This is a genomic window from Kitasatospora cineracea (assembly GCF_003751605.1).
Lineage (GTDB): Bacteria > Actinomycetota > Actinomycetes > Streptomycetales > Streptomycetaceae > Kitasatospora > Kitasatospora cineracea.
In genome coordinates, this window is the sequence record NZ_RJVJ01000001.1 from 3,093,868 (window position 1) to 3,119,584 (window position 25,717).

The 25,717-nt window shown below is 73.1% G+C and carries 16 protein-coding genes; 13 read left to right on the plus strand and 3 right to left on the minus strand.

Features of this window, described 5'->3' with window-relative positions:
- The first annotated feature begins 51 nt into the window (after positions 1–51).
- Positions 52–3,096 carry a bifunctional [glutamine synthetase] adenylyltransferase/[glutamine synthetase]-adenylyl-L-tyrosine phosphorylase gene (locus EDD39_RS14150; protein ID WP_123556056.1) on the plus strand — a complete coding sequence of 1,015 codons (3,045 nt, stop codon included), beginning with the start codon at positions 52–54 and terminating at the stop codon, positions 3,094–3,096.
- A 127-nt stretch (positions 3,097–3,223) separates the two neighbouring features.
- Here the strand turns inward: EDD39_RS14150 and EDD39_RS14155 are convergent, their stop codons facing one another.
- Positions 3,224–4,174, minus strand: a complete 951-nt coding sequence (locus EDD39_RS14155; protein WP_123556059.1) for a phosphatase PAP2 family protein — start codon at positions 4,172–4,174, stop codon at positions 3,224–3,226.
- Positions 4,175–4,517: 343 nt separating this feature from the next.
- Between EDD39_RS14155 and pulA the strand changes: the two genes are divergently transcribed.
- From pulA to EDD39_RS14190, 7 genes are all read left to right on the plus strand, one after another.
- The gene (gene pulA / locus EDD39_RS14160; protein WP_123556060.1) at positions 4,518–10,112 is read left to right on the plus strand and encodes a pullulanase-type alpha-1,6-glucosidase; all 5,595 of its coding nucleotides are present in this window, start codon (positions 4,518–4,520) and stop codon (positions 10,110–10,112) included.
- 438 nt (positions 10,113–10,550) lie between these two features.
- A complete protein-coding gene (locus EDD39_RS14165) occupies positions 10,551–12,896 on the plus strand; it encodes a M4 family metallopeptidase (RefSeq protein ID WP_123556062.1) in 2,346 nt (781 codons plus the stop codon).
- A gap of 204 nt (positions 12,897–13,100) precedes the next feature.
- Entirely contained in the window at positions 13,101–14,429 is a 1,329-nt protein-coding gene (locus EDD39_RS14170) for an ammonium transporter (protein WP_123556064.1), read from the plus strand.
- On the plus strand, positions 14,426–14,764 hold the full coding sequence (locus EDD39_RS14175) for a P-II family nitrogen regulator (protein WP_030464556.1): 339 nt from the start codon (positions 14,426–14,428) through the stop codon (positions 14,762–14,764). Before EDD39_RS14170 ends, EDD39_RS14175 begins: the two co-directional genes overlap by 4 nt.
- Before the next feature lie 281 nt (positions 14,765–15,045).
- The gene (locus tag EDD39_RS14180; RefSeq protein ID WP_123560433.1) at positions 15,046–16,194 is read left to right on the plus strand and encodes a macrolide family glycosyltransferase; all 1,149 of its coding nucleotides are present in this window, start codon (positions 15,046–15,048) and stop codon (positions 16,192–16,194) included.
- Between the two features lie 312 nt (positions 16,195–16,506).
- A complete protein-coding gene (locus EDD39_RS14185; RefSeq protein ID WP_123556066.1) occupies positions 16,507–18,618 on the plus strand; it encodes a carbohydrate-binding module family 20 domain-containing protein in 2,112 nt (703 codons plus the stop codon).
- 115 nt (positions 18,619–18,733) lie between these two features.
- Entirely contained in the window at positions 18,734–18,979 is a 246-nt protein-coding gene (locus EDD39_RS14190; protein WP_123556068.1) for a hypothetical protein, read from the plus strand.
- A gap of 19 nt (positions 18,980–18,998) precedes the next feature.
- Here EDD39_RS14190 and EDD39_RS14195 read toward each other — a convergent pair whose 3' ends face one another.
- The gene (locus EDD39_RS14195) at positions 18,999–19,745 is read right to left on the minus strand and encodes an SDR family oxidoreductase (RefSeq protein WP_425269685.1); all 747 of its coding nucleotides are present in this window, start codon (positions 19,743–19,745) and stop codon (positions 18,999–19,001) included.
- Positions 19,746–20,096: 351 nt separating this feature from the next.
- Here EDD39_RS14195 and EDD39_RS14200 point away from each other — a divergent pair, with 351 nt between their 5' ends.
- From EDD39_RS14200 to EDD39_RS14220, 5 genes are all read left to right on the plus strand, one after another.
- Positions 20,097–21,131: an alpha/beta hydrolase gene (locus EDD39_RS14200; protein ID WP_123556072.1), complete on the plus strand. Its 1,035-nt coding sequence runs from the start codon at positions 20,097–20,099 to the stop codon at positions 21,129–21,131.
- Between the two features lie 308 nt (positions 21,132–21,439).
- Positions 21,440–22,201 carry a hemerythrin domain-containing protein gene (locus EDD39_RS14205; RefSeq protein WP_123556074.1) on the plus strand — a complete coding sequence of 254 codons (762 nt, stop codon included), beginning with the start codon at positions 21,440–21,442 and terminating at the stop codon, positions 22,199–22,201.
- A 94-nt stretch (positions 22,202–22,295) separates the two neighbouring features.
- Positions 22,296–23,090, plus strand: coding sequence for a TetR/AcrR family transcriptional regulator (locus EDD39_RS14210; protein ID WP_244256717.1), 795 nt, complete (start codon positions 22,296–22,298; stop codon positions 23,088–23,090).
- Positions 23,091–23,215: 125 nt separating this feature from the next.
- On the plus strand, positions 23,216–23,971 hold the full coding sequence (locus tag EDD39_RS14215; protein WP_123556076.1) for an SDR family NAD(P)-dependent oxidoreductase: 756 nt from the start codon (positions 23,216–23,218) through the stop codon (positions 23,969–23,971).
- 55 nt (positions 23,972–24,026) lie between these two features.
- Complete coding sequence (locus tag EDD39_RS14220; protein WP_123556078.1) at positions 24,027–25,067, plus strand: NAD(P)-dependent alcohol dehydrogenase; 1,041 nt, start codon at positions 24,027–24,029, stop codon at positions 25,065–25,067.
- Positions 25,068–25,181: 114 nt separating this feature from the next.
- Here EDD39_RS14220 and EDD39_RS14225 read toward each other — a convergent pair whose 3' ends face one another.
- The gene (locus EDD39_RS14225; protein ID WP_123556080.1) at positions 25,182–25,655 is read right to left on the minus strand and encodes a pyridoxamine 5'-phosphate oxidase family protein; all 474 of its coding nucleotides are present in this window, start codon (positions 25,653–25,655) and stop codon (positions 25,182–25,184) included.
- Positions 25,656–25,717: the final 62 nt, after the last annotated feature.

A 25,717-nucleotide genomic window follows, 5' to 3' on the forward strand; every position in this document is an offset into this window, starting at 1 on the left:
GCGGGAACGTACCCTTCGGAGCAGGGATCGGCGACGGGAGGCGGGAGCACGGTGGAGGAACGGGCCGGGAGCCGGGTCAGCCGGTTGGAGACCCGACTGGTGCGGCGCGGGTTCTCCGATCCGGACCAGGCGGTGCGGCTGCTCGACGAACCGGCGCTGCACGGGCTGGCCGCCGACCCGGTGCTGCTGGACGCGCTGAGTGCCGCGGCCGACCCGGACCAGGCGCTGTTCGGGCTGGCCCGGCTGCTGGAGGCGCTGGACCCGCACGAGCGGCACACCCTGCGCGACACCCTGACCGCCGCCAAGCCGCTGCGGGACCGGCTGCTGGGCGTCCTGGGCGCCTCGACCGCGCTCGCCGACCACCTGGCCCGGCACCCCCGGGACTGGCACGCCCTGGTCTCCTTCGAGCTGCGCGACATCCACCCCGGGCGCGGCGACTTCCTCGGCGAACTCACCCGCCGGGTGTGGGCCGAGCCGGAGGGCGACCGGGCCGACGCGCTGCGCGCCGCCTACCGGCGCTGCCTGCTGGCCATCGCCGCCCGCGACCTGTCCGGCACCACCGACCTGCCGCAGGCCGCCGCCGAACTCGCCGACCTGGCCGGCGCCACCCTGCAGGCCGCCCTCGACATCGCCGCCGAGCAGGACCCGCAGGCCGCCGCGGCCTGCCGGCTGGCGGTGATCGGCATGGGCAAGTGCGGCGGCCGGGAGCTGAACTACGTCTCCGACGTGGACGTGATCTTCGTGGCCGAGGCCCGCGAGGGCGCCGACGAGCAGAAGGCCGTGCAGGCCGCCACCCGGCTCGCCGCGCACGCCATGCGGCTGTGCTCCGACACCACCGGCGAGGGCACCATCTGGCCGGTCGACGCCAACCTGCGCCCCGAGGGCCGCAACGGCCCGCTGGTGCGCACCCTGGCCAGCCACCTCGCCTACTACCAGCGCTGGGCCAAGACCTGGGAGTTCCAGGCCCTGCTCAAGGCCCGCCCGATCGCCGGCGACCCCGAACTCGGCCGCGCCTACGCCGAGGCCGTCGCCCCGCTGGTGTGGCAGGCCGCCGCCCGGGAGAACTTCGTCACCGACGTCCAGCAGATGCGCCGCCGGGTGGTCGACGCCATCCCGGCCGGCGAACTCGACCGGCAGCTGAAGCTCGGCCCCGGCGGCCTGCGCGACGTCGAGTTCGCCGTCCAGCTGCTGCAACTCGTGCACGGGCGCACCGACGAGGCGCTCCGGAGCGGCAACACGCTGGAGGCGCTGGCCGCGCTCAGCGCCGGGGGCTACGTCGGGCGGGCCGACGCCGCCTCGCTGGACGCCGCGTACCGCTTCCTGCGCACCCTGGAGCACCGGATCCAGCTGCAGCGGCTGCGCCGCACCCACCTGATGCCCACCGACCCCGCCGACCTGCGCCGGCTGGCCCGCACGATGGCCCCCCAGCTCGGCCCGGACAGCAAGGGCGACCCGGTGGCGGCCCTGCAACGGGAGTGGAAGCGGCACGCGGTGGAGGTCCGGCGGCTGCACGAGCGGCTGTTCTACCGGCCGCTGCTGGACGCCGTCGCCGAACTGCCGGTCGCCGAACTGCGGGTCACCGGCTCCGGCGCCGCCGGCCTCAGCACCGAGGCCGCCAAGCAGCGCCTGGCCGCCCTCGGCTACGCCGACCCGGCCGCCGCGCTGCGGCACATCTCCGCGCTCGCCTCCGGCGTCAGCCGCAAGGCCGCCATCCAGCGCACCCTGCTGCCGGTGCTGCTCGGCTGGTTCGCCGACTCCGCCGACCCCGACGCCGGGCTGCTCAACTTCCGCCAGGTCTCCGACGCGCTCGGCCGCACCCCCTGGTACCTGCGGCTGCTGCGCGACGAGGGCGCCGCCGCCGAACAGCTCGCCCGGGTGCTGTCCGCCGGACGCCTGGCCCCCGACCTGCTGCTGCGCGCCCCCGAGGCGGTCGCCATGCTCGGCGACGCCGGCGGACTGGTCCCGCGCGGCCGGGCCGCGCTGGAGGCGGAGGTGCTGGCCGCCGTCGGCCGGGCCGGCAGCCCCGCCGCCGGAGTCTCCGCGGCCCGGGCCGTCCGCCGCCGCGAACTGTTCCGCACCGCCGCCGCCGACGTCCTCGGCCGGCTCGACGAGGACCCGGCCCGCGCCCTCGACCTCACCGGCGAGGCCCTCACCTCGATCACCGCCGCCACCCTGCAGGGCGCGCTGCGCGCCGCGGGCGACGGCTGGGAGGCCCGCAACGGCGAACTGCCCACCCGGATCACGATCATCGCCATGGGCCGGTTCGGCGGCCACGAACTCGGCTACGGCTCGGACGCCGACGTGCTCTTCGTCCACGAGCCCCGGCCCGGCGTCCCCGACGAGGACGCCGCCCGCGCCGCCCGCGAGGTGGTCGGCGAACTGCGCACCCTGCTGGCCGCCCCGTCCGTCGAACCCCCGCTGCTGGTCGACGCCGACCTGCGCCCCGAGGGCCGCAACGGCCCGCTGGTGCGCACCCTCAGCTCGTACGCCGCGTACTACGCGCGCTGGTCGCACGCCTGGGAGAGCCAGGCGCTGCTGCGGGCCGAGCCGACGGCCGGCGACCTCGAGCTCGGCGGGCGCTTCCGGGAGCTGATCGACCCGCTGCGCTACCCCGGCGCGGGCGTCCCCGACCGGGACCTGATGGAGATCCGCCGGATCAAGGCCCGGATCGAGGCCGAACGGCTGCCGCGCGGCGCCGACCCCACCACCCACACCAAGATCGGCCGCGGCGGGCTGGCGGACGTCGAGTGGACGGTGCAGCTGCTGCAGCTCCGGCACGGCCACGAGCTGCCGGCCCTGCGCACCACCCGCACCCGGGCGGCGCTGGCCGCCGCGACGGAGGCCGGCCTGGTCGACCGGGAGGACGCGGAGGTGCTGGACGCCGCCTGGGTGCTCGCCTCCCGGGTGCGGGCCGCGGTGATGCTGGTGCGCGGGCGCGCGGGGGACAGCTTCCCCGGCGACGCGCGGGAACTGGCGGGGGTGGCGCGCTACCTCGGCTACGGGGTCGGGCACTCGGGGGAGCTGGTGGACGAGTACCGGCGGACGACGCGGCGCGCGCGCCGGGTGGTGGAACGGCTGTTCTACGGCTCGGAGTAGCGCGCGGGCGCGAGCGGCCCCGGACGCACAGCAGGATCGCGGCACCGGACGGTGGTCCGTCCGGTGCCGCGATCCTGCGGGAGGTGCGTGGCCGCTCGCGCGGTTCCCCGCGCCCCTGGTGGTGCGCTTACGCGGTGACCTTGGTGTCCCACTGGGCGGGGACGGTGAGTTCCCGGTCGGCCGGTTCGCCGGGCCGGCGGGGGAGGCGGTAGACCCAGGTGCGGTAGATCAGGCGGGCGGCGAGGAAGCCGACGGCCAGGCAGACCTCGCCGCCGACCGCGTCCAGCCAGAAGTGGTTGGCGGTGGAGACGATCACGCTGAGGGTGGCCAGGGGGTAGGCCAGGCCGAGCAGCCGGACCCAGGTGCGGCGGGCCAGGAAGAAGATGGTCAGGCCGCACCACATGGACCAGCCGATGTGCATGGAGGGCATCGCCGCGTACTGGTTGGAGACCGTCGCCCCGGCGCCGGAGGCCAGCGAGCCCCAGGTGTGGTGGATGGTGACGGTGTCCAGGAAGCCGCCGCCGGTCATCAGGCGGGGCGGGGCCAGCGGGAAGCAGTAGAAGCCGACCAGGGCGATGCCGGTGGTGACGAACAGCACCGTCCGGGCGGCGGCGTAGCGGCCGGGGTGGGAGCGGTAGAGCCAGACCAGCACGCCGATGGTGATGATGAAGTGCAGGGTGGCGTAGTAGTAGTTCATCCCGACGATCAGCCAGCTGACCGAGTTGACGCCGTGGTTGATGGAGCGCTCGACGGCGATGCCGAGGGTGTGCTCCAGGTTCCAGACCCAGGTGGCGTGCTTCTGGGCGATCTCGGCCTGCTCGGGGACGGCGTTGCGGACCAGCGAGTACAGCCAGTAGCTGAGGCCGATCAGGGCGAGTTCGAAGAGCAGGTGCGGCCGGCGCGGGGTGCGGCGCTGCTCGCGCAGGCGGCTGCGGACGGTGGCGCCGGGTGACCGGGCGACGCGGGTGGCTCCGCCGGGCGTACGGGCGGTGCGGTCCGTGCCCGGGTCGGAACCGGTGTGCGTGGTCCGGTCGGCACGTTCGGCGCCGGTTGTCTGGATCTCGGTCGGTTCCCCCATGGACGAGAAGTCTGCCAGACCGGGTGTGGCCGCTTGCTCATCCTCTGGTTGGGGATTCTTCACCGACTGTCCCCCTACGGGGGTAGGGGTCGATCGGTTCTCGAGGCGCATGCCGTCCATTGTGGCGCGCGGGTTACGAGGGGTCGAACCGGGGTCCGGTTCGGGCACGCACCCCGGCGGGGGCGGGGGAGCGGCCGCGGGGCGGGCCGGGGCGGGGCTCAGGTCACGACTCGGTATGACTCCGGGGCGAAACCGCTTTCGCATCTTGCTGAAACATCTTGCAGGGCGCTAGGTTCCACGCCACCCACCCCATGCCCGAGCGCCCCCGAGGGAGAGCCCTGCCGTGGCCGACGCCCCGTTCCGCCCCCAGCGCCGCACCACCCCCTACCGCCGTCCCGGACGGGCCGCCGTCCTGGTCGCGGCCTCGCTGATCGCCGCCACCCTGGGCGCCGCCCCGCTGGCCGCGGCCGCGCCCGCCAAGCCCGCGGCCCCGCCGTCCGACAAGGACCTGGCGGCCACCGCGAGCCGGCACGACCTGACCCGCGAGCAGTTCTACTTCGTGCTGCCGGACCGCTTCGCCAACGGCAGCACCGGCAACGACACCGGCGGCATCACCGGCGGCCGGATGGACAACGGCCTCGACCCGGCCGACAAGGGCTTCTACCACGGCGGTGACCTGCAGGGCCTGATCGACAAGCTCGACTACATCCAGGACCTGGGCACCACCGCGATCTGGATGGCGCCGATCTTCAAGAACCAGCCCGTGCAGGGCGCCGGCGCGGACGCCTCGGCCGGCTACCACGGCTACTGGATCACCGACTTCACCCAGGTCGACCCGCACTTCGGCACCAACGCCCAGCTCAAGGAGCTGATCGACAAGGCGCACAAGCGCGGCATCAAGGTCTTCTTCGACGTCATCACCAACCACACCGCCGACGTCATCGACTACGCGGAGAAGACGTACGACTACCGCTCCGAGGGCGCCTACCCGACCCTCGACGCGGACGGCAACCCGGTCGACGAGACCGCGGTCGCCGACGCCCGGGCGCAGTGGCCGAACACCACCAAGGACTCCTTCCCCTACACCCCGGTCTTCCGCGACCAGGCGGGCGCGAGCGCCAAGACCCCGTCCTGGCTGAACGATCCGTCGCTCTACCACAACCGGGGCAACTCGACCTTCGTCGGCGAGTCCGCGACCGAGGGCGACTTCTCCGGCCTGGACGACCTGGACACCCAGAACCCGAAGGTCGTCGCGGGGATGGAGAAGATCTACCAGCAGTGGGTCGCCGAGACCGGCGTCGACGGCTTCCGGATCGACACCGTCAAGCACGTCAACCTGGCGTTCTGGGAGCAGTGGGCGCCCGCGCTGAAGCAGTTCGCCGCGCAGCAGGGCAACAAGAAGTTCTTCATGTTCGGCGAGGTGTACTCGGGCGACCCGGCGATCACCTCCCCGTACGTCACCCAGGGCAAGCTGCAGGCCACCCTGGACTTCGCGTTCCAGGAGGCGGCCCGCTCGTACGTCTCGCAGAACGGCTCGGCCAAGGCGCTCAGCGCGCTGTACGCGCAGGACTACCGGTACACCACGGCCGACACCGACGCCTACGAGCTGCCGACCTTCCTCGGCAACCACGACATGGGCCGGTTCGGCTCCTTCCTGCAGAGCGACAACCCGGGCGCCTCGAACGACGCGCTGCTGGCCAAGGACCGGCTCGCCGACGAGCTGCAGTTCCTGACCCGCGGCCAGCCGGTGGTCTACTACGGCGACGAGCAGGGCTTCACCGGCGCGGGCGGCGACAAGGACGCCCGGCAGGACATGTTCGCCTCCCGGACCCCCTCCTACAACACCGACACCGTGATCGGCGGCGAGTCGGGCTCGAAGGACCGCTACGGCCGGGACGGCGCGCTGTACCAGGGCATCGCGGGCCTGGCGAAGCTGCGCAAGGACAACCCGGCGCTGGCCGACGGCGCCCAGGTCGAGCGGTACGCGGCGGACGGGCCGGGCGTGTACGCGTTCTCCCGGATCGACGCCAAGGAACAGGTCGAGTACCTGGCGGCGGTCAACAACGCCACCGAGGCGAAGACCGTCACGCTGGACACCTTCTCCGCGGGCATGGACTTCGACGGCCTGTACGGCTTCAAGGGCAAGGTCACCAGCGGGGCGGACGGCAAGGTGACGGTCACCGTGCCCGCGATGTCCTCGCTGGTGCTGAAGGCCGGGCACAGGCTGGCCAAGCCGGCGGCCGGCCCGTCGGTCACCGTCAGCGCGCCCGACAACGGCTCGTACGGCACCGTCACGCTGGGCGCGAACGTGCCCGGCGGCGGGTTCAACCGGGTCACCTTCGCCGCGCAGGTCGGGGACGGGGCCTGGCAGACGCTGGGCACCGCCGACAACGGGGCGTCCGACTCCGCCGGCCACGTCACTTTCAAGGTGACGCAGAACCTGGACGGGGTCGCGCCCGGCACCGTGGTGCGGTTCAAGGCCGTGGTCGAGGACTCGGCGGGCCGACTGGCCTCCACCACCGGGGAGTTCACCACCGGGCAGCAGCCGCCGGCTCCGGTGCCGAGCGCGGTGTCGCGCGAGTACGCGGTGGTGCACTACCAGCGCAAGGACGGCGACTACGACGGCTGGAACCTGTACACCTGGGGCGACATCGCCGATGGCGAGGCGACCACCTGGCCGGCCGGGCACGGCTTCGTCGGGCGGGACGCGTACGGGGCGTTCGCGTACGTGAAGCTCAAGGGCGGGGCGTCCGACGTCGGGTTCGTGGTGGAGAAGGACGGCACCAAGGACGTCGACCAGGACCGGCACGTCGACATCTCCGCCACCGGCGAGGTGTGGATCAAGGAGGGCGACGCCACCGTCCGCACCGCGAACCCGGACGCGGCGCAGCCGGTGCCCGACGGCAAGGCGGTCATCCACTACCGGCGGGCCGACGGCAACTACACCGGCTGGGGCCTGCACGACTGGACCGGCGCGGCCACGCCCACCGACTGGGGCAGCCCGCTGATGCCGGCCCGGCAGGACGCGTTCGGCGCGGTCTTCGAGGTGCCGCTGGCCCAGGGCGCGACCAGCCTCAGCTACATCATCCACAACGGCGGCGACAAGGACCTGCCGCAGGACCAGTCGCTGGACTTCGCCACCTCCGGCCGGGAGATCTGGATCATCGGCGGCCAGGAGGGCCACCTGCTGCCGCAGGCCGGCGGCACCTCCTCGCAGCTCGACCTGGGCTCGGCCAAGGCCCAGTGGATCGACGCCAGGACCGTCGTGGTGCCCGCCAACTACGGCGCGGGGGACGCCCAGTTGAAGGGCGGCACCAGCGCCCAGCTGATCTACGACCCCGAGGGCGGGCTGAGCGTCGACAAGGGCGTGCTGTCCAAGCCGGGCCACTGGATCCGGCTCAACCAGGCGGCCGGCCTCACCGACGCCCAGAAGGCGAAGTTCCCGCACCTGGCCGGGTACCGGGCGTTCACCGTCGACCCGCGCGACGCGGGCCGGATCACCGACGCGCTGCGCGCCCAGACGGTGTTCACCGAGCACCTGCCCAACGGCGCCGCGCTCGCCGCCACCGGCGTGCAGACCCCCGGCGTGCTGGACGACCTGTACGCGGCCGGGGCGGCCTCCGCGCAGCTCGGCCCGGTGTACTCGGGCGACCAGGGCAAGGGCAACAACGGCAACGGCAACAACGGCAACGGGAAGGGCAAGGGCGACAAGCGGAAGGTGACGCTGTCGCTGTGGGCGCCGACCGCCACCGACGTGGCGGTGCAGCTGTTCGACAAGGCGAGCGGCGGCAGCCCGAAGACCGTGCCGCTGAAGCGGGACGACGCGTCCGGCGTCTGGTCGCTGACCGGGGACGCCAAGGACCTGGACGGCAAGTACTACCTGTACCAGGTGAAGGTGTGGGCGCCCAGCGTCCAGCAGGTGGTCACCAACCTGGTCACCGACCCGTACTCGACCGCGCTGTCCGCGGACTCCAAGCGCAGCCTGGTCGCCGACCTGTCCTCGGCCGCGACCAAGCCCAAGGGCTGGGACCAGCACCGCAGCCCGGAGGCGATCCCGGCGGTGAAGCAGCAGATCCAGGAGCTGCACGTGCGGGACTTCTCGTCCGCCGACAGCACCGTGCCGGCCGACGAGCGGGGCACCTACCTGGCGTTCACGCAGTCCAGGTCGGCGGGCATGCAGCACCTGAAGGACCTCGCCAAGGCCGGCGTGACCACCATCCACCTGCTGCCGACCTTCGACATCGCCACCATCCGGGAGAACCGGGCCGACCAGAAGCTCCCGGCCTGCGACCTGACCGCGCTGGCCGCCGACTCGGACGGGCAGCAGGAGTGCGTGGCGGCCGTGCAGGCCGACGACGCCTACAACTGGGGCTACGACCCGCTGCACTACACGGTGCCGGAGGGCTCGTACGCCACCGACCCGAACGGCACCGCGCGCACCGAGCAGTTCCGCGAGATGGTGCAGGCGATGCACGAGGCGGGCCTGCGGGTGGTGCTGGACGTGGTGTACAACCACACCGCCGCGGCCGGGCAGGACGACAAGTCGGTGCTCGACAAGGTCGTCCCCGGCTACTACCAGCGGCTCAGCGACAGCGGCAAGGTCACCACCGACTCCTGCTGCGCCGACACCGCGCCCGAGCACGCCATGATGAACAAGCTGGTCGTGGACTCGGTGGTGACCTGGGCCAAGCAGTACCGGGTGGACGGCTTCCGGTTCGACCTGATGGGCCTGGACCCGAAGTCGACCATGCTGGACGTGCAGTCGGCGCTGCGGAAGCTGACCCCGCAGAAGGACGGCGTCGACGGCAGGAACGTCTTCCTGTACGGCGAGGGCTGGAACTTCGGCACGGTCGCCAACGACGCCCGGTTCGTCCAGGCCACCCAGACCAACATGGCCGGCACCGGCATCGCCACCTTCAACGACCGGATCCGGGACGCCGGGCGCGGCGGCAACTACGAGCTGTCCTCGGCCCCGCAGCAGGGCTTCGCCTCCGGCCTGTTCACCGACCCGAACGGCTCGGCCGACAACGGCACCCCCGAGCAGCAGAAGGCCCGGCTGCTGCACCAGATGGACCAGGTCAAGGTCGGCCTGACCGGGAACCTGGCCGGATTCGAGTTCACCGACAGCAGCGGGAAGTCCGTCACCGGCAGCGGCGTCGACTACAACGGCTCGCCGACCGGCTACGCGGCCGCCCCCGGCGAGGCGGTGGAGTACCTGGACGCGCACGACAACGCGGACCTGTACGACGCGCTGGCGTTCAAGCTGCCGCAGTCCACCTCGCCCGCCGACCGGGCCCGGATGCAGGCGCTGGGCCTGTCGCTGACCGCGCTGAGCCAGGGCCCGGGCTTCGCCCAGGCCGGCAGCGACCTGCTGCGCTCCAAGTCGCTGGACGCCAACTCCTTCGACTCCGGCGACTGGTTCAACTCGATCAGCTGGGACTGCAGGCAGGGCAACGGCTGGGGCCGGGGCCTGCCGATGGCGGCCGACAACCAGTCGATGTGGGCCCGCGACAAGCAACTGCTGGCCGACCCGAAGCTGCGGATGGGCTGCAACGAGACGGGCGCCTCCACGGCCATCTACCAGCAGTTCCTGAAGATCCGTCAGTCCTCGCCGCTGTTCGCGCTGGCCAGCACGGCGGAGGTGCAGCGCCGGCTGTCCTTCCCGCTGTCAGGCACCGCGGGCGAGAACCCGGGCGTGATCACCATGCACCTGGACGGCACCGGGCTGAAGGGCGCGGAGAAGGGCATCACAGTGGTCTTCAACGCCACTCCGACCGCGCAGACGCAGACCGTGGCGGGGCTCCGCGGCACCCGCCAGGAGCTGCACCGGGTGCAGGCGAAGGGTGCTGACCCGGTGGTGAAGCAGGCGGCCTTCGACCCGGCCACGGGCACCTTCACGGTGCCGGGCCGGACGGTGGCGGTGTACGTCCAGAACTGATGGTTTCCCCGCGGTAACAGGGGCCTCACCTCCGGGTGGGGCCCCGCTCCGTGTTGGCCGAAAATCGACGCTCCGCGGCGAGGTTTGGCATGGACCTTCCCGACGCCGTCCCACATGCCGGACCATACGGGGGTGTTCGAGGGGGCGAGGGGCGGTCATTAATCAGTCAATCAGTGGCATGCATCTGTCATTCACGAGGTGTTTGCTGCCAGGATTCCCCCGGCTGCGGACCGACAGGTAGCCCCAACTCCCGCCGGTGGAACCCTCCCCAGGACTCCGGCGGCCGCAGCCCGGCACGCGTACCCCACGTGCCCGGTACCGCGTACGTGCACCGCACCCCGAGCCGCGACCGGCGGCAGGGGCCCCCGCTGCGCCGCAACCGCGGCCAGATTCTCTCCACCGCTCGTGACCCCGCGACGGTCGGTAAAGGAGTCCCGCATGTCTCGCTACACGCATGCCCGCGTGAGCATGGCCGCCCTGGCCGCCACCACCGCCCTGCTGGTGACCGCGATCCCGGTGGCCGTGGCCCAGGCCGCCCCCACCGCGGGCGCCCAGGTCGCCGGCCAGCAGGCGGCCGCCGGGCACGCCCAGCTGATCGCCGACGCGGGCACCCGCTCCGCCGGCTTCGCGCAGGGCCTGGGCCTGGGCTCGGCCGAGAAGCTGGTGGCCAAGGACGCGTTCAAGGACGCCGACGGCACCCAGCACTTCCGCTACGAGCGCACCTACAACGGACTCCCCGTGCTCGGTGGCGACCTGATCGTCCACCAGGCGGCCAACGGCACCACCAAGGGCGTCGACCGGGCCTCCACCGCCTCGCTGACCGGCCTGTCCACCACCCCGAAGCTGGCCGCCGCCAAGGGCCAGTCCACCGCGCTCGCCGCCGAGGCCGGCTCCGCCCTGGAGACCGCGCCCCGCCTGGTGGTCTGGGCCGCCGACAACAACCCGCGGCTGGCCTGGGAGACCGTCGTCTCCGGCACCGAGAAGGACGGCACCCCGAGCAAGCTGCACGTGATCACCGACGCCACCACCGGCGCCGTGATCCAGAAGGTCGAGGGCGTGCAGACCGGCACCGGCAACGGCGTCTTCGTCGGCAACGTCACCATCGGCACCACGCTGTCGGGTTCGACGTACCAGATGAAGGACGCCACCCGCGGCGGGATGTACACCACCAACCTGAACAACGGCACCAGCGGCAACGGCACCCTGTTCACCAAGTCGACCGACAGCTGGGGCGACGGCACCGTCTCCAACAAGGAGTCCGCGGCCGTCGACGCCCACTACGGCGTCTCGATGACCTGGGACTACTACAAGAACACCTTCGGCCGCAACGGCATCCGCAACGACGGCGTCGGCGCGTACAGCCGGGTCCACTACGGCAGCAACTACGTCAACGCGTTCTGGGACGACAGCTGCTTCTGCATGACCTACGGCGACGGCGACTCCAACACCCACCCGCTGACCGAACTCGACGTCGCGGGCCACGAGATGACGCACGGCGTCACCTCCAACACGGCGGGCCTGAACTACTCGGGCGAGTCCGGCGGCCTGAACGAGTCCACCTCGGACGTGTTCGGCACCATGGTCGAGTTCTACGCGAACCTGGCCAAGGACAACCCGGACTACCTGATCGGCGAGCTGATCAACATCAACGGCGACGGCACGCCGCTGCGCTACATGGACAAGCCCTCCAAGGACGGCTCCTCGGCCGACTCCTGGTACAGCGGCGTCGGCAACCTCGACGTCCACTACTCCTCGGGCGTCGGCAACCACCTCTTCTACCTGCTGTCCGAGGGCAGCGGCGCCAAGGTGGTCAACGGTGTCAGCTACAACTCGCCGACCGCCAACAACATCACCGTCACCGGCATCGGCCGGGACAAGGCCGCCGCGATCTGGTACCGCGCGCTGACCACCTACTGGACCTCCACCACCAACTACGCCAGCGCCCGGGCCGGCATGCTCTCCGCCGCGACCGACCTGTACGGGGCCAACTCGGCCGAGTACAACGCCACCGCCACCGCCTGGGCCGCCGTCAACGTCGGCAGCGCCCCCAGCACCGGCGGCCCGACCGTCACCAGCCCGGGCAACCAGTCCACCGCGCTGAACGGCTCGGTCAACCTGCAGGTCAAGGCGACCGGTGGGACCGCGCCGCTGAGCTACTCGGCGACCGGGCTGCCCACCGGCCTGTCGATCAACGCCTCCACCGGCGTGATCAGCGGCACCGCCACCGCGGCCGGCACCTACAACGTGACCGTCACCGCCAAGGACGCCGCCAACAAGACCGGCACCGCCTCCTTCACCTGGACCGTCACCTCCGGCGGCGGCACCGGCTGCACCCCGACCCAGCTGCTCGGCAACCCCGGCTTCGAGACCGGCACCGCCAGCCCCTGGACCGGCACCTCCGGCGTCGTCGACAACTCCTCCTCCCAGCCCGCCCACAGCGGCTCCTGGAAGGCCTGGATGGACGGCTACGGCTCCAGCCACACCGACAGCCTCACCCAGACCGTCACCGTCCCGGCCGGCTGCAAGGCCACCCTCAGCTACTGGCTGCACATCGACACCGCCGAGACCACCACCTCCACCGCGTACGACAAGCTCACCGTCACCGTCAACGGCACCACGGTCGCCTCGTACTCCAACCTCAACAAGAACACCGGCTACGCCCAGAAGAGCGTCGACCTGTCGGCCTACGCGGGCCAGACGGTCACGGTGAAGTTCAACGCGGTCGAGGACTCCTCGCTGCAGACCTCCTTCGTGATCGACGACACCGCCGTCCAGACCGGCTGAACCCGGTAGCCCGGCCGCTGCCCGGCAGCCGCACCAGCGGCCGCCGGGCAGCGGCGCGTCCCGGACCGGCACCGGCGCCCGGGGTGCCGGGGACGGCGCCCGGGGTGTCCGGACGGTGAGATTTTGGAAACTCCGGGGAAACCCGAAACACCGCCGAAACACCCGCGACGACGACGCGAAATCCGGCCCGGCAACACTCCCCGCATGCTCCTCGCTGACTCCCCACCCACCCTGGACAGCGGCGACACCGCCTGGCTGCTGGCCTGCACCGCGCTCGTGCTGCTGATGACCCCGGCCCTGGCGCTGTTCTACGGCGGCATGGTGCGCACCAAGAGCGTGCTCAACATGATCATGATGAGCTTCGTGTCGATCGCCGTGGTCACCGTGGTCTGGCTGCTGGCCGGCTACTCGCTGGCCTTCGGCAAGGACGCCGGCTGGGGCCTGATCGGCTCCCTCGACCACCTCGGGATGGCCGGCATCACCCCGCACAGCCTCACCGGACACGTCCCCACCCTGCTGTTCGCCACCTTCCAGCTGACCTTCGCGATCATCACCGCCGCGCTGATCTCCGGCGCCATCGCCGACCGCGCGAAGTTCGGCTCCTGGGTCGCCTTCACCGCGGTGTGGACGCTGCTGGTGTACGTGCCCGTCGCGCACTGGGTGTTCGCCCCCGACGGCTGGATCCTGAAGGACCTCGGCGCCCTCGACTTCGCCGGCGGCACCGTCGTCGAGGTCAACTGCGGCGCCAGCGGCCTGGCCCTGGCCCTGCTGCTCGGGCCGCGCCTGGGCTTCAAGAAGGAGGCGATGCGCCCGCACAACCTGCCGCTGGTGCTGCTCGGCGCGGGCCTGCTCTGGTTCGGCTGGTTCGGCTTCAACGGCGGCTCCGCGCTGGGCGCCAACGGCCTGGCCGCCGCCGCGGTCCTCAACACCCAGGCGGCCGGCTGCGCGGGCCTGCTCGGCTGGCTGCTGGTGGAGAAGAAGCGCGACGGCCACGCCACCACCCTCGGCGCCGCCTCCGGCGCGGTGGCCGGCCTGGTCGCCATCACCCCGTCCTGCGGCAGCGTCGACCTGCTCGGCGCGCTGGTGATCGGCCTGGCCGCCGGACTGGTCTGCTGCTACGCCGTCAGCTGGAAGTTCCGGCTGAACTACGACGACTCGCTCGACGTGGTCGGCGTGCACTTCGTGGCCGGCGTCATCGGCACCCTGCTGATCGGCCTGTTCGCCACCGCCGCGATGACCGGCGGCCCCACCGGGCTGCTGCACGGCGGCGGGATCGGCCAGTTCGGCAAGCAGCTGGTCGCCGTCCTGGTGGTCGCCGGGTACGCGTTCGCCATGACGTACGGCATCGGCCGGGCGATCGACCGGCTGATGGGCTTCCGGGCCGCGCCCGAGCACGAACTCACCGGGTTGGACCTCGCCGTGCACGCCGAGACCGCGTACGATCACGGCGTCCTGGGCCACGGCTCCGCCACCGCCCACGCCAGCCTGCACCAGCACGGTGCGCCCGCCTCCGACAGGACCCGTTCCGCATGAAGCTGATCACCGCCGTCGTCAAGCCGTTCAAGCTGGACGAGGTCAAGACCGCGCTGCAGGAGCTCGGCGTGCACGGGCTGACCGTCACCGAGGCCAGCGGGTACGGGCGGCAGCACGGGCACACCGAGGTGTACCGGGGCGCGGAGTACCGGATCGACCTGGTGCCGAAGGTCCGGATCGAGGTGGTGGTGGAGGACGAGGACGCCGAGCGGGTCACCGACGCCATCGTGGCCGCGGCCCGGACCGGGAAGATCGGCGACGGCAAGGTGTGGACGGTGCCGGTCGAGGGCATCGTCCGGGTCCGCACCGGCGAGCGCGGGCCGGACGCGGTCTGACGAGCAGTCAATAGGCGCGGGGCTCCCGGGGCTTGTCGCCCCCGGGAGCCCGGGCCGCCGGTTAATTCGGATGCGGCCCGGCCGCATCCGGGCTAGCGTTCCCGGCATGTCCTCCTTCCACCAGATCTACGGCTGACGCGGCCGGGGCAGTGCCCCGAGCCCCCGCGTCCCGCCCGCCCCGCGCGCCTTCGTGACGGCGCCCCGGCGGTGCGGTGTGTTGTCCACGCCCCCGTAGAACGGAAGCAGGTGCTCCTCCCGTGACCCGTCGCGCCCACATCGCCATGATCGGCATCCCGGCCGTCAGCCACGTCCGCCCCAGCCTGGAAGTGATCCGCGAACTCGTCGCCCGCGGCCACCGGGTGACGTACTTCAACGACCCCTCGGCCGCCGGGCTGATCGTCCCCACCGGCGCCGAACTCGTCCCCCACCCCTCCACCCTCCCGGTCGCCGACCACGACTGGCCCGAGGACGCGATCGGCGCCATGCGGGTCTTCCTGGAGGACGCGATCGCCATGCTGCCCCGGCTGCACGCGCACTACGACGCCGATCCGGCCGACCTCTACCTGTACGACATCGGGGCGTACGCGGCCCGGGCGCTCGCCGAGGCGCAGGGCCGGCCGGTCGTGCAGCTCTCGCCGACGCTGGTCGGCTGGGACGGCTACCAGCAGGAGATCGGCGCCCAGCTGCGGCAACTGCCCGGCGCCGACGCCTACTTCGACCGGTTCGCCGGGTGGCTGGCGGGCAGCGGCGCCACCACGCTCGACGTGGACGACTTCTCCGGGCGGCCGGTCCGGGCCGTCGCCATGATCACCGAGGCGATGCAGCCGCACGCCGACCGGGTCGACCGGGCGGCGGTCGACTTCGTCGGCCCGTGCTTCGACCTGCGGGCCGAGCAGGGGAGCTGGCGGCGCCCGGCCGGGGCGCAGAAGGTGCTGCTGGTCTCGCTCGGCTCGGCGTTCACCCGACAGCCGGAGTTCTACCGCAACTGCCTGGCCGCCTTCGGCGGCCTGCCCGGCTGGCACCTGGTGCTGCAGATCGGCAAGCACACCGACCCGGCGGAGCTGGGGGAGGTCCCGCCCGGCGTCGAGGTGCACCCCTGGGTGCCGCAGCGGGCGGTGCTGGCGCAGGCCGACGCCTTCGTCACGCACGCCGGGATGGGCGGCTGCGGGGAGGGCCTGCTCGCCGGGGTGCCGATGATCGCGGTGCCGCAGGCCGCCGAGCAGTTCATGAACGCCGACCGGCTGGTCGAGCTCGGCGTGGCCCGCCGGATCGACACCGCGGACGCCACGCCGCAGGCGCTGCGCGCGGCGCTGGCCGAGCTGCTCGGCGACCCGGAGGTGGCGGCCCGCTCGCGCGCGCTGAGCGCGCGGGCGCGGTCCGAGGGCGGCACCGCCCGCGCCTGCGACCTGATCGAGCAGCAGCTGGGCTGACCTCCCCGGGGGCGCCGCACCACGCCGGTCCACCGTTGACGAACTGTCAGCGGCGGGCCGGCGCGTCCGTTTTTCCGGCCCGTTCTCCCGGTCGCGGCGGCCTGCGGCCTCCCTTGACGGGCGTCCGGGCGGACCCTATGGTCATGCCACTGCAAGTTTCCAGCAAGTTTCAACGACTTTGCAGCGTCCTTGCAGTAGCGACCCTCCCCCCGTCGCGCTGACGGCACACCCCCGCCGTCGCGGCCCCCCACCCTGCCGCCTCCCGTCCCGCGACCTGCGTCCGCGGTGCGGGCCTCCCCCAGGAGCGCTCCCTTGCCCACCTCCGCCCCCGCCCGCAGAAGGCGGCTCGCCGCCGCCACCACCGCGCTCGCCGCGCTCGGCCTCTCGGTCGGCGCCGGGCTCTCGCTCGCCCCCACCGCCACCGCCACCCCGCCCGGCGGCAAGGACGTCACCGCCACCCTGTTCGAGTGGAAGTTCGACTCGGTCGCCAAGGCGTGCACCGACACCCTCGGCCCCGAGGGCTACGGCTTCGTCGAGGTCTCCCCGGCCGAGGAGCACATCCAGGGCGGCCAGTGGTGGACCTCCTACCAGCCCGTCAGCTACAAGATCGCCGGCCGGCTCGGCGACCGCACCTCGTTCCAGAACATGGTCAACACCTGCCACGCCGCGGGCGTCAAGGTGATCGCCGACGCGGTGGTCAACCACATGAGCGCGGGCAGCGGCACCGGCACCGGCGGCACCAACTACACCAAGTACAACTACCCGGGCTACTACCAGGACCAGGACTTCCACTCCTGCCGGACGTCGATCAGCAACTACGGCGACCGCTCCAACGTGCAGAACTGCGAGCTGGTCGGCCTCTCCGACCTGAACACCGGCTCCGGCTACGTCCAGCAGACCATCGCCAACTACCTGAACGACCTGCTCACCCTGGGCGTCGACGGCTTCCGGATCGACGCCGCCAAGCACATCGCCGCGAGCGACCTGGCCGCCATCAAGTCCAGGACGAGCAACCCGAACGCCTTCTGGGTGCAGGAGGTCATCTACGGCGCGGGCGAGGCCGTCCAGCCCTCCGAGTACACCGGCAACGGCGACGTCGACGAGTTCCGCTCCGCGACCTGGCTGAAGAGCGCCTTCAACGGCGGGAAGATCTCCGACCTGCAGAGCTGGGGCAGCGGCCTGCTCGGCTCCGCCCAGGCCCGCACCTTCGTCGACAACTGGGACACCGAGCGCAACGGCTCGACCCTGAACTACAAGTACGGCTCCGCCTACACACTGGCCAACGTCTTCATGCTGGCGAACCCGTACGGCTCGCCGAACGTCTACTCCGGCTACGCGTTCAGCAGCAACGACGACGGCCCGCCCAACGGCGGCACCGTCAACGCCTGCTACCAGGACGGCTGGAACTGCACCCACGCCTGGCGCCAGGTCGCCAACATGGTGGGCTTCCGCAACGCGGTCGCCGGCACCGGCATGACCAACTGGTGGTCCAACGGCAACAACGCGATCGGCTTCGGCCGCGGCAACAAGGGCTACGTGGCGATCAACCGGGAGTCCGGCGCGATCACCCAGACCTTCCAGACCTCGCTGCCGGCCGGCACCTACTGCGACGTCCAGCACGGCGACCCGGTGAACGGCGGCTGCACCGGCCAGACCTACACCGTCGGCTCGGACGGCAAGTTCACCGCCACCGTCGGCGCGGGCGACGCGGTCGCCCTGTACGTCGGTGCCGGCGGCACCGCCACCGCCACGCCCACGCCGTCCGCCTCCGCCTCGCCGTCCGGCAGCGGCAACAGCGCCACCGTCTTCTACTCGACCGACAAGAACTGGTCGGCCTACGACCTGCACTACGCCCCCAACGGCGGCAGCTGGACCACCGCCCCCGGCGTGGCCATGGACGCGGCCTGCACCGGCTGGGTGAAGAAGACCGTCAGCCTCGGCAGCGCCACCAGCCTGGCTGCCACCTTCAACAACGGCAGCGGCACCTGGGACAACAACGGCGGCAGCAACTACGCCCTGGGCACCGGCAACGTCACCGTCAAGGACGGCGCGATCGGCTCCGGGGACCCGTGCGCCACCGCCACCGCCTCCCCGTCCGCCCCGGCCTCCGCGTCCTCCTCCCCGTCGGTCGGCACCGGCGCGTCCTTCGCGGTCAACGCCACCACCACGGTCGGCCAGAACATCTACGTGGTCGGCGACGCGGCCGAACTGGGCGGCTGGGACACCTCGAAGGCACTGCCGCTCTCCTCCGCCGCCTACCCGGTGTGGAAGCTCGACGTGGCGCTGAACGCCGGGACCGCGATCCAGTACAAGTACGTCCGCAAGGACGCCGCCGGGAACGTCACCTGGGAGAGCGGCGCCAACCGCACCGCGACCGTCCCGGCCAGCGGCAAGGTCGCGCTGAACGACACCTGGCGCAGCTGAGCCCGGCCCCGGCGGCGACCGGCAGGTCACGGCCCGGGCGGCCAAACCGCCCGAACGGATGGAATCCCGGCTCCGGGGGGAGTCGGGAGGCCCGCCCGCTGGAAGCATCGGGCGGGTGAGCACCACCACCCCCACCCCCACCCACCCCCACACCCCCATCCTGGACGTCGAACTCCGCGGCGGCCGCTGGGACGGACACCTCAAACGGGTCCGCCCCAGCGCGCCGCCGCCGTCGTTGCGGATGGTGCTGCGCGCCGAACTCCCCGACCCGGCCCGCGGCGAGCAGTGGCCCACCACCAGCGTCTACCGCTACGACCCGGACGGGCCCCGGCCGACGTACCGCCACTCGCACGACGAGTGAGGCCGCCGCCGGCGGGCCCTCAGCCCCGGCCGATGTACGGCATCGCGGTGGCCATCACGGTGGCGAACTGCACGTTCGCCTCCAGCGGCAGCTCCGCCATGTGCCGCACCGTCCGGGCCACGTCCGCGACGTCCATGGTCGGCTCGGGCGCGGTCCGCCCGTCCGCCTGCCGCACCCCCGCTCCCATCGCCGCCGTCATGTCGGTGGCCGCGTTGCCGATGTCGATCTGCCCGCAGGCGATCCGGTACGGGCGGCCCTTCAGCGACAGGGCGCGGGTCAGGCCGGTGACGGCGTGCTTGGTCGCGGTGTAGGCGATCGCGTGCGGGCGGGGCACGTGGGCGGAGATCGAGCCGTTGTTGACGATCCGTCCGCCCCGCGGGTCCTGCTCCTTCATCCGGCGGAACGCGGCCCGCGCGCACAGGAACGCGCCGGTCAGGTTGAGGTCGACCACGGCCCGCCAGTCGGCCGCCGCCACCTCCTCGACCGGGGCGGAGCGGCCGAACGTCCCGGCGTTGTTGAACAGCAGGTCGATCCGGCCGAAGTGCCCGACGGCCGCGTCGAACAGCGCCTCCACCTGCTCCTCGTCGGTGACGTCGGCGGGCACCGCCAGGACGCGGTCCGGCCCGAGCCCGGCGGCGGTCTCCGCCAGCGGGGCGGCCCGGCGCCCGGCCAGCACCAGCCGCCAGCCGGCCCGGGCGAGCTCGCGGGCCACGGCGCGGCCGACGCCGCTGCCCGCACCGGTGATCACGGCAACCTGCTGGGACACGCGCACACTCCTCGGGTGGATCCGGGACACCGAACCACCATGATCGCCGGGCCGGGGCGCCGCGTCAGTTGGAGGACCGTCCAAGCCGCGCCGCGCCACCGGGCCCCCGGCCCGGCGCGGACCCCCGCCGACCGGCCGGAGCACCCCCGCCGACCGGCGGGTCGTGGGCCCCGCCGCAACCGGCCCGGGGAGAGGCACGTCATAGGATCACGGGAGGCCCGGACCGCCGCAGCGCGCGCGGCCGGAGCCGCAACCCTGGGCGAAGCCGCCGCCCGCGGCAGCCGTCCCCGACACTCACTGACCAGGGCCCCCACCCGGCTGCCGGGCCGGCCCCCGCCCGGAGAGACCACCGTGCTGCCGCAGCCCCGCCCCGCCGCCCGCCGCCCACTGGCGGCCGCCGTCGCCCTGCTCGCCCTCACCGTCCCGCTCGCCGCCTGCGGCAGCTCCGGCAGCGGTGCCGACGCCGCCCGGGCCGCGATCTCCACCGGCCAGAACTCCGCGTCCGCGGCCGCCGCGCCGCCCAGCAGCGCCCCGCCGAAGCCGACCAGGGTGCTGATGCCGACCGGCCCGGCCACCCAGTTCACCAAGGCCCGGGACACCCCGGCCGGCCCGATCATGATGACCACCCTGGCCGGCGCCAAGTCCGGCGTCAGCGGCAAGGTCTGGATCTGGCTGCCGCCCGAGTACAACGACCCGAAGTACGCCAAGACCGGCTTCCCGGTGCTGACCCTGTACGCGGGCGGGCAGAGCGCCGGGTACAACACCTGGACCGACAACCAGCTGCCGATCCAGGAGATCGACCAGCAGCTGGTCGCCCAGGGCAAGGCCCACCCGTTCATCATGATCATGCCGGTGCAGAACCTGGACTCCAACGAGTCCAAGGCCCTGGAGTGCGCCGACATCCCCGGCCAGCCGAAGATCGGCACCTGGATGGCCGAGGACATCCCGGACTTCGTCCGCGCCAACTTCCGCACCGTCAAGGGCCGGGACGGCTGGGCCGTGATGGGCGCCTCCACCGGCGCGTTCTGCAGCGCGAAGCTCGCGCTCCAGCACCCCGACGTGTTCAAGGCCGCGGTGCCGATCGACGGCTACTGGAACCCCGACTCGCCGCTCTGGAAGGGCCACGAGCAGGAGCGCCTGGCCAACAGCCCCGACCAGCTGATCGGTGCCGGCGCCGCCGACGTGCGGATGCTGGCCACCGCGGGCGGCGCCAACCCGTACGAGATCAAGCTGGTGAAGAACTGGGTCGCCAAGGCCAAGGCCCCCACCACCGTGGAGTACTACGAGCAGCCCGGGGGCAAGCACCTCACCTCGGACTTCAAGAAGATGATCCCCACCACGCTGGAGTGGCTGACCGCCAACACCGCCGGGCCGGAGTCCGACTGACCGCGTCTGCGTCCGCACCCGCGTCTGCGTCCGCACCCGTGTCTGCGCCCGCATCCCCGGCGTCCGTGCTCCCGGCGGGCGCACCCCCGGCGGCCGTGGACACGCCCGGGCCGGGGAGGCGAAGGCAAAAATTCGTCAAAAACCGGGCCCGGAACCGCCCGCAACGCTCTGACCTGCACATCAATCGGTCGTTCATTCACCCCTGATGGACTGCGGTCACCCTGGAGCCGTGGACCGGAGAACTGGACCGGGGTGTCGCACCGCGACCCCCGCTCCGGCCAGCCCCAGACCGTCGTGAAGAGAGCGCCATGTCCCGTCACCTGCTGTCCGTTGGTCCCGAGACCGCCCCTGCCCGGCAGGACCGGGTGCCCGCCGCGACGACCGACCCCGCCCCGACCGCCGACCCCGCCACGGTGTCCGAGCCGATCCCGTTCGCCGGGCTGCGCCTGGTGCACGCCGCCGTCCGGCGCGACCTGGCCCGGATCCCGCAGGCGCTGCGCCTGCTCCAGCCCGAGGACCGCGACGCGGCCGAAGCCCTCAAGCGGCACTGGGACTTCGTCAACGCCATGATCACCTGCCACCACGAGCAGCAGGACACCCGGCTGTGGCCGGTGCTGCGCCGCTTCGCGCCCGAGCTGCGGCTGCTGCTCAACTGGCTGGAGTCCGACCACCACAACCTCGACCAGTGCTTCACCCGCACCACCACCCTGGTCGGCATCGCGACCCGCGACCCGGCCAGCGCCTGGCCGGTCTCCTACGCGGTCGAGGAACTGGCCGCCCGGGTGGAGACCCACCTGCGGATCGAGGAGCGCCAGCTGCTGCCCCGGATGGCGGGCGTCTTCCAGCCCGGCTCCCGGATCGGCACCCTGCCCGAACTGCTCGACCTGCTGCGGGTCGCCGACGGCCCGTCCGCGTCCGACGCCCTGGTGTGGCTGCTGGAGGGCGTCGCCCCGGAGCAGATCGACCGGCTGCTCGCCGACTGCGACGACGAGACCGTGCGCCACTGGCCGCACTGGCGCGACACCTACGCCCGCTGCACCGACCGGCTGTGGGGTCCGGCCGGGCAGTGACGGAACACCGGCCCGCCGCCGCCCGACGGGCCGGTCGTGATGTCCCGGCGGGACTGATGTCCCGCCGGGACATTTTCGGGAGTACGGTGGGGCCATGAACACCGACCGGCCCGCGCCGCACACCGCACCCGCACCCGCGTCCGGGTCCGCGTCCGGGGCTGTGTCCGGGCCCGGCGCGCAGGGCGTCCCCGGGCCGCGCGGCACCGAGCCGGACGTGGCGGAGTCGGACGCGGGTGCGGAGCCGGACGCGGCAGGGCGGGACGAGGCAGGGCCCCGGGGCGGAAGCGGGGCCGGGCGGCGCGACCGCAAGGCCCGGCGCACCCGCGAGGCGATGGCCGCCGCCGCGCTGCGCCTCACCCTGGCGCACGGCTTCGCCGCCCTCGCCGTCGAGGACGTCACGGACGCCGCCGACGTCTCCCGCCGCACCTTCAGCCGCCACTTCGGCTCCCGCGAGGACGCCGTCCTGGACTGCCTGCGCGCCGACTTCGCCCGGATCAACGAGGCGCTCGCCGCCCGGCCCGCCGCCGAGTCGCCGGTCGCCGCCTACCGGGCCGCCGTCGCCGCCTGGCTGCACGACCCCGACCCCGAGCACCCCGCCTGGCACCGCCGCCCCGGCATGCGCGACCTGTTCGTCCTGATCGACGAGGAACCCGCGCTGACCGCAGCGTTCCGCCGGATCTCGGTCGCCGAGGAGGAGCGGTCGATCCGGCTGGTCGCCGCCCGGCTCGGCCTGCACCCGGAGACCGACCTGCGCCCCGCCGTCGCCGTCGGCCTCGGCGTCGCCGCCCTGCACGCCGCCACCCGCACCTGGGTGCGCGACCCCGCAGGCGACCTGCCCACCCTGCTCGACCGCGCCTTCGACCTGGCCGCGGCCGAACCCCCCAGCTGACCCCGGGAACTGACGAACCGTCAGCCCGCGGTCCCCACCAGCACCACCCCGCGCCGACCACCCGCCGGCCGGGACCGGCACCACCCGCGCCCACCCCTTCGCGCGGCGCACGAGAGGAACCACCCATGACCACCCAGGAGTTCGCCGGCCGCACCGCCCTCGTCACCGGAGGCGCCTCCGGCATCGGCCTGGCGACCGCCACCCTGCTCGCCGAGCGGGGCGCGCAGGTCGCCGTCGCCGACTACAACCTGGACGGCGCCCGCGCGGCCGCCGCCGCGATCGAGGCCACCGGCGCGAAGGCGCTGGCCGTGCAGCTCGACGTCACCGACCCGGCCTCGGTCGAGGCCGCCGTCCGGGCCACCGTGGACGGCCTCGGCCCGCTCAGCCTCGCCGTCAACAACGCGGGCATCGGCGGCCCGTCCGCCCCCACCGGCGAGTACGAGCCGGAGGCGTGGCGCCGGGTGCTGGCCACCAACCTGGACGGCGTCTTCTACTCGATGCGCTACGAACTGCCGGAGCTGCTGGCGGCCGGCGGCGGCTCGATCGTCAACATGGCCTCGATCCTCGGCACCAACGGCTTCGCCGGCTCGCCCGCGTACGTCGCCGCCAAGCACGGCGTGGTCGGCCTGACCAAGACCGCCGCGATCGAGTACGCCCCGCAGGGCGTGCGGGTCAACGCCGTCGGCCCCGGCTTCATCGACACCCCGCTGCTGAAGGACACCGACCCGGAGGGCCGCGAGCTGCTGATCTCGCTGCACCCCGCCGGACGGCTCGGCCGGGCCGAGGAGGTCGCCGAGCTGACCGTGTTCCTGCTGTCCGACCGGGCGTCCTTCGTCACCGGCAGCTACCACCTGGTCGACGGCGGCTACGCCGCCCGCTGAGCCACCGTCAGGGGGGCCGTTTCCCGGGGGACCCGCGCGAAGGAGCGTCGAAACCATGAAGGCAGTCCAGTACCGCACCGTCGGCGGCCACCCCGAGGTGGTCACCGTCCCCGATCCCGAGCCCGGCCCCGGGCAGGTGCTGCTGAAGGTCACCGCCGCGGGCGTCTGCCACTCCGACATCGCCGTGATGAGCTGGTCCGCCGAGCAGCTGCCGTTCCCGCTGCCGTTGACCCTCGGCCACGAGGGCGTCGGCACCGTCGCCGGGTTCGGCGCGGGCGTCACCGGCCTCACCGAGGGCGAGTCGGTGGCCGTGTACGGCCCGTGGGGCTGCGGCAGCTGCGCCAAGTGCGCGGAGGGCAAGGAGAACTACTGCCTGCGGGCCACCGAACTCGGCATCATGCCGCCCGGGTTGGGCGCGCCCGGCGCGATGGCCGAGTACCTGGTCGTCGACGACCCGCGGCACCTCGTCCCGCTCGGCGACCTCGACCCGGTCCGCACCGTCCCGCTCACCGACGCCGGGCTGACGCCGTACCACGCGATCAAGCGCTCGCTGCCGAAGCTGCTGCCCGGCTCGACGGCAGTGGTGATCGGCACCGGCGGCCTCGGGCACGTGGCGATCCAGCTGCTGCGGACGATGACCGCGGCCCGGGTGATCGCGCTCGACGTCACCGAGGAGAAGCTCGCCCTGGCCCGCACGGTCGGCGCGCACGAGGCGGTCCTCTCGGACGGTGCGGCGGCCGGCAAGGTGCGCGAACTCACCGCCGGGCTGGGCGCGCAGGCCGTCTTCGACTTCGTCGGCGCCCCGCCCACCACGGCCCTGGCCGGGCAGCTGGCCGCCGTCGAGGGCGACGTCACCATCGTGGGCATCGGCGGCGGCACCCTGGCGGTCGGCTTCGGCGCGACGCCGTACGAGGTCTCCGTCACCGCCCCGTACTGGGGCAGCCGCTCCGAGCTGATCGAGGTCCTCGACCTGGCCCGGGCCGGCGCGGTCGACGTGCACGTCGAGACGTACGGCATCGACGAGGCGCCGCTCGCCTACGAGCGCCTGCACGCGGGCAAGATCAACGGCCGGGCGGTGATCCTCCCCAACGGCTGACGGCTGACGGCTGACGGCTGACGGCCTGGCGGTCTGGCGGTCCACGGCTGGTGGCGGCTCCCTGCGCCCTCCGCGGGGGCCGCCACCGGCTGTTCGCGTCAACCGGCCTACGTGCTAACGGCGTTCGACCACCCGGACGGGGCCGCCCGGGTGCCAGCTGCTGATCACCAGGTGGTCGCCCGCGACCTCGGTCAGCACCGCGCCGGTGAGCTCCAGCCGGAACGCGTGGTAGCGGCCGGGCGGGGGTTCGGGCAGGCCCGCCTCGTACCCGGCGATCTCCGCCGGGTCGGTCAACTCGACGGCGCGCAGCGAGAGTTCGGCGTCCCCGCCGGCCAGGTCGGTGCCGGGCCCGGGGTTGGCGTGCAGCGCGCAGCGGCCGTCCCGGCGCAGGTCGGCGGCCTTGACCGCGCCGGCCATCGAACCGAGGTACAACTCGGGCCCGTGGAAGTCGACTTCGGTGCCGCTCACCCGGGGCGAGCCGTCCTTGGTGAGGGTGGCCAGGACGTGGTGCTTGTACGCCTCGAAGCGGGCCCGGATCCGCGGGGCGAGGCCGGGGGCCTGCTGCTCGAACTCCTGCCAGGTCGTCATGGCGGGCAGTGTAGGCGCCGGGCCCGACAGTTCCCGGGAGATGTCGGCGGCGCGGCCTACAC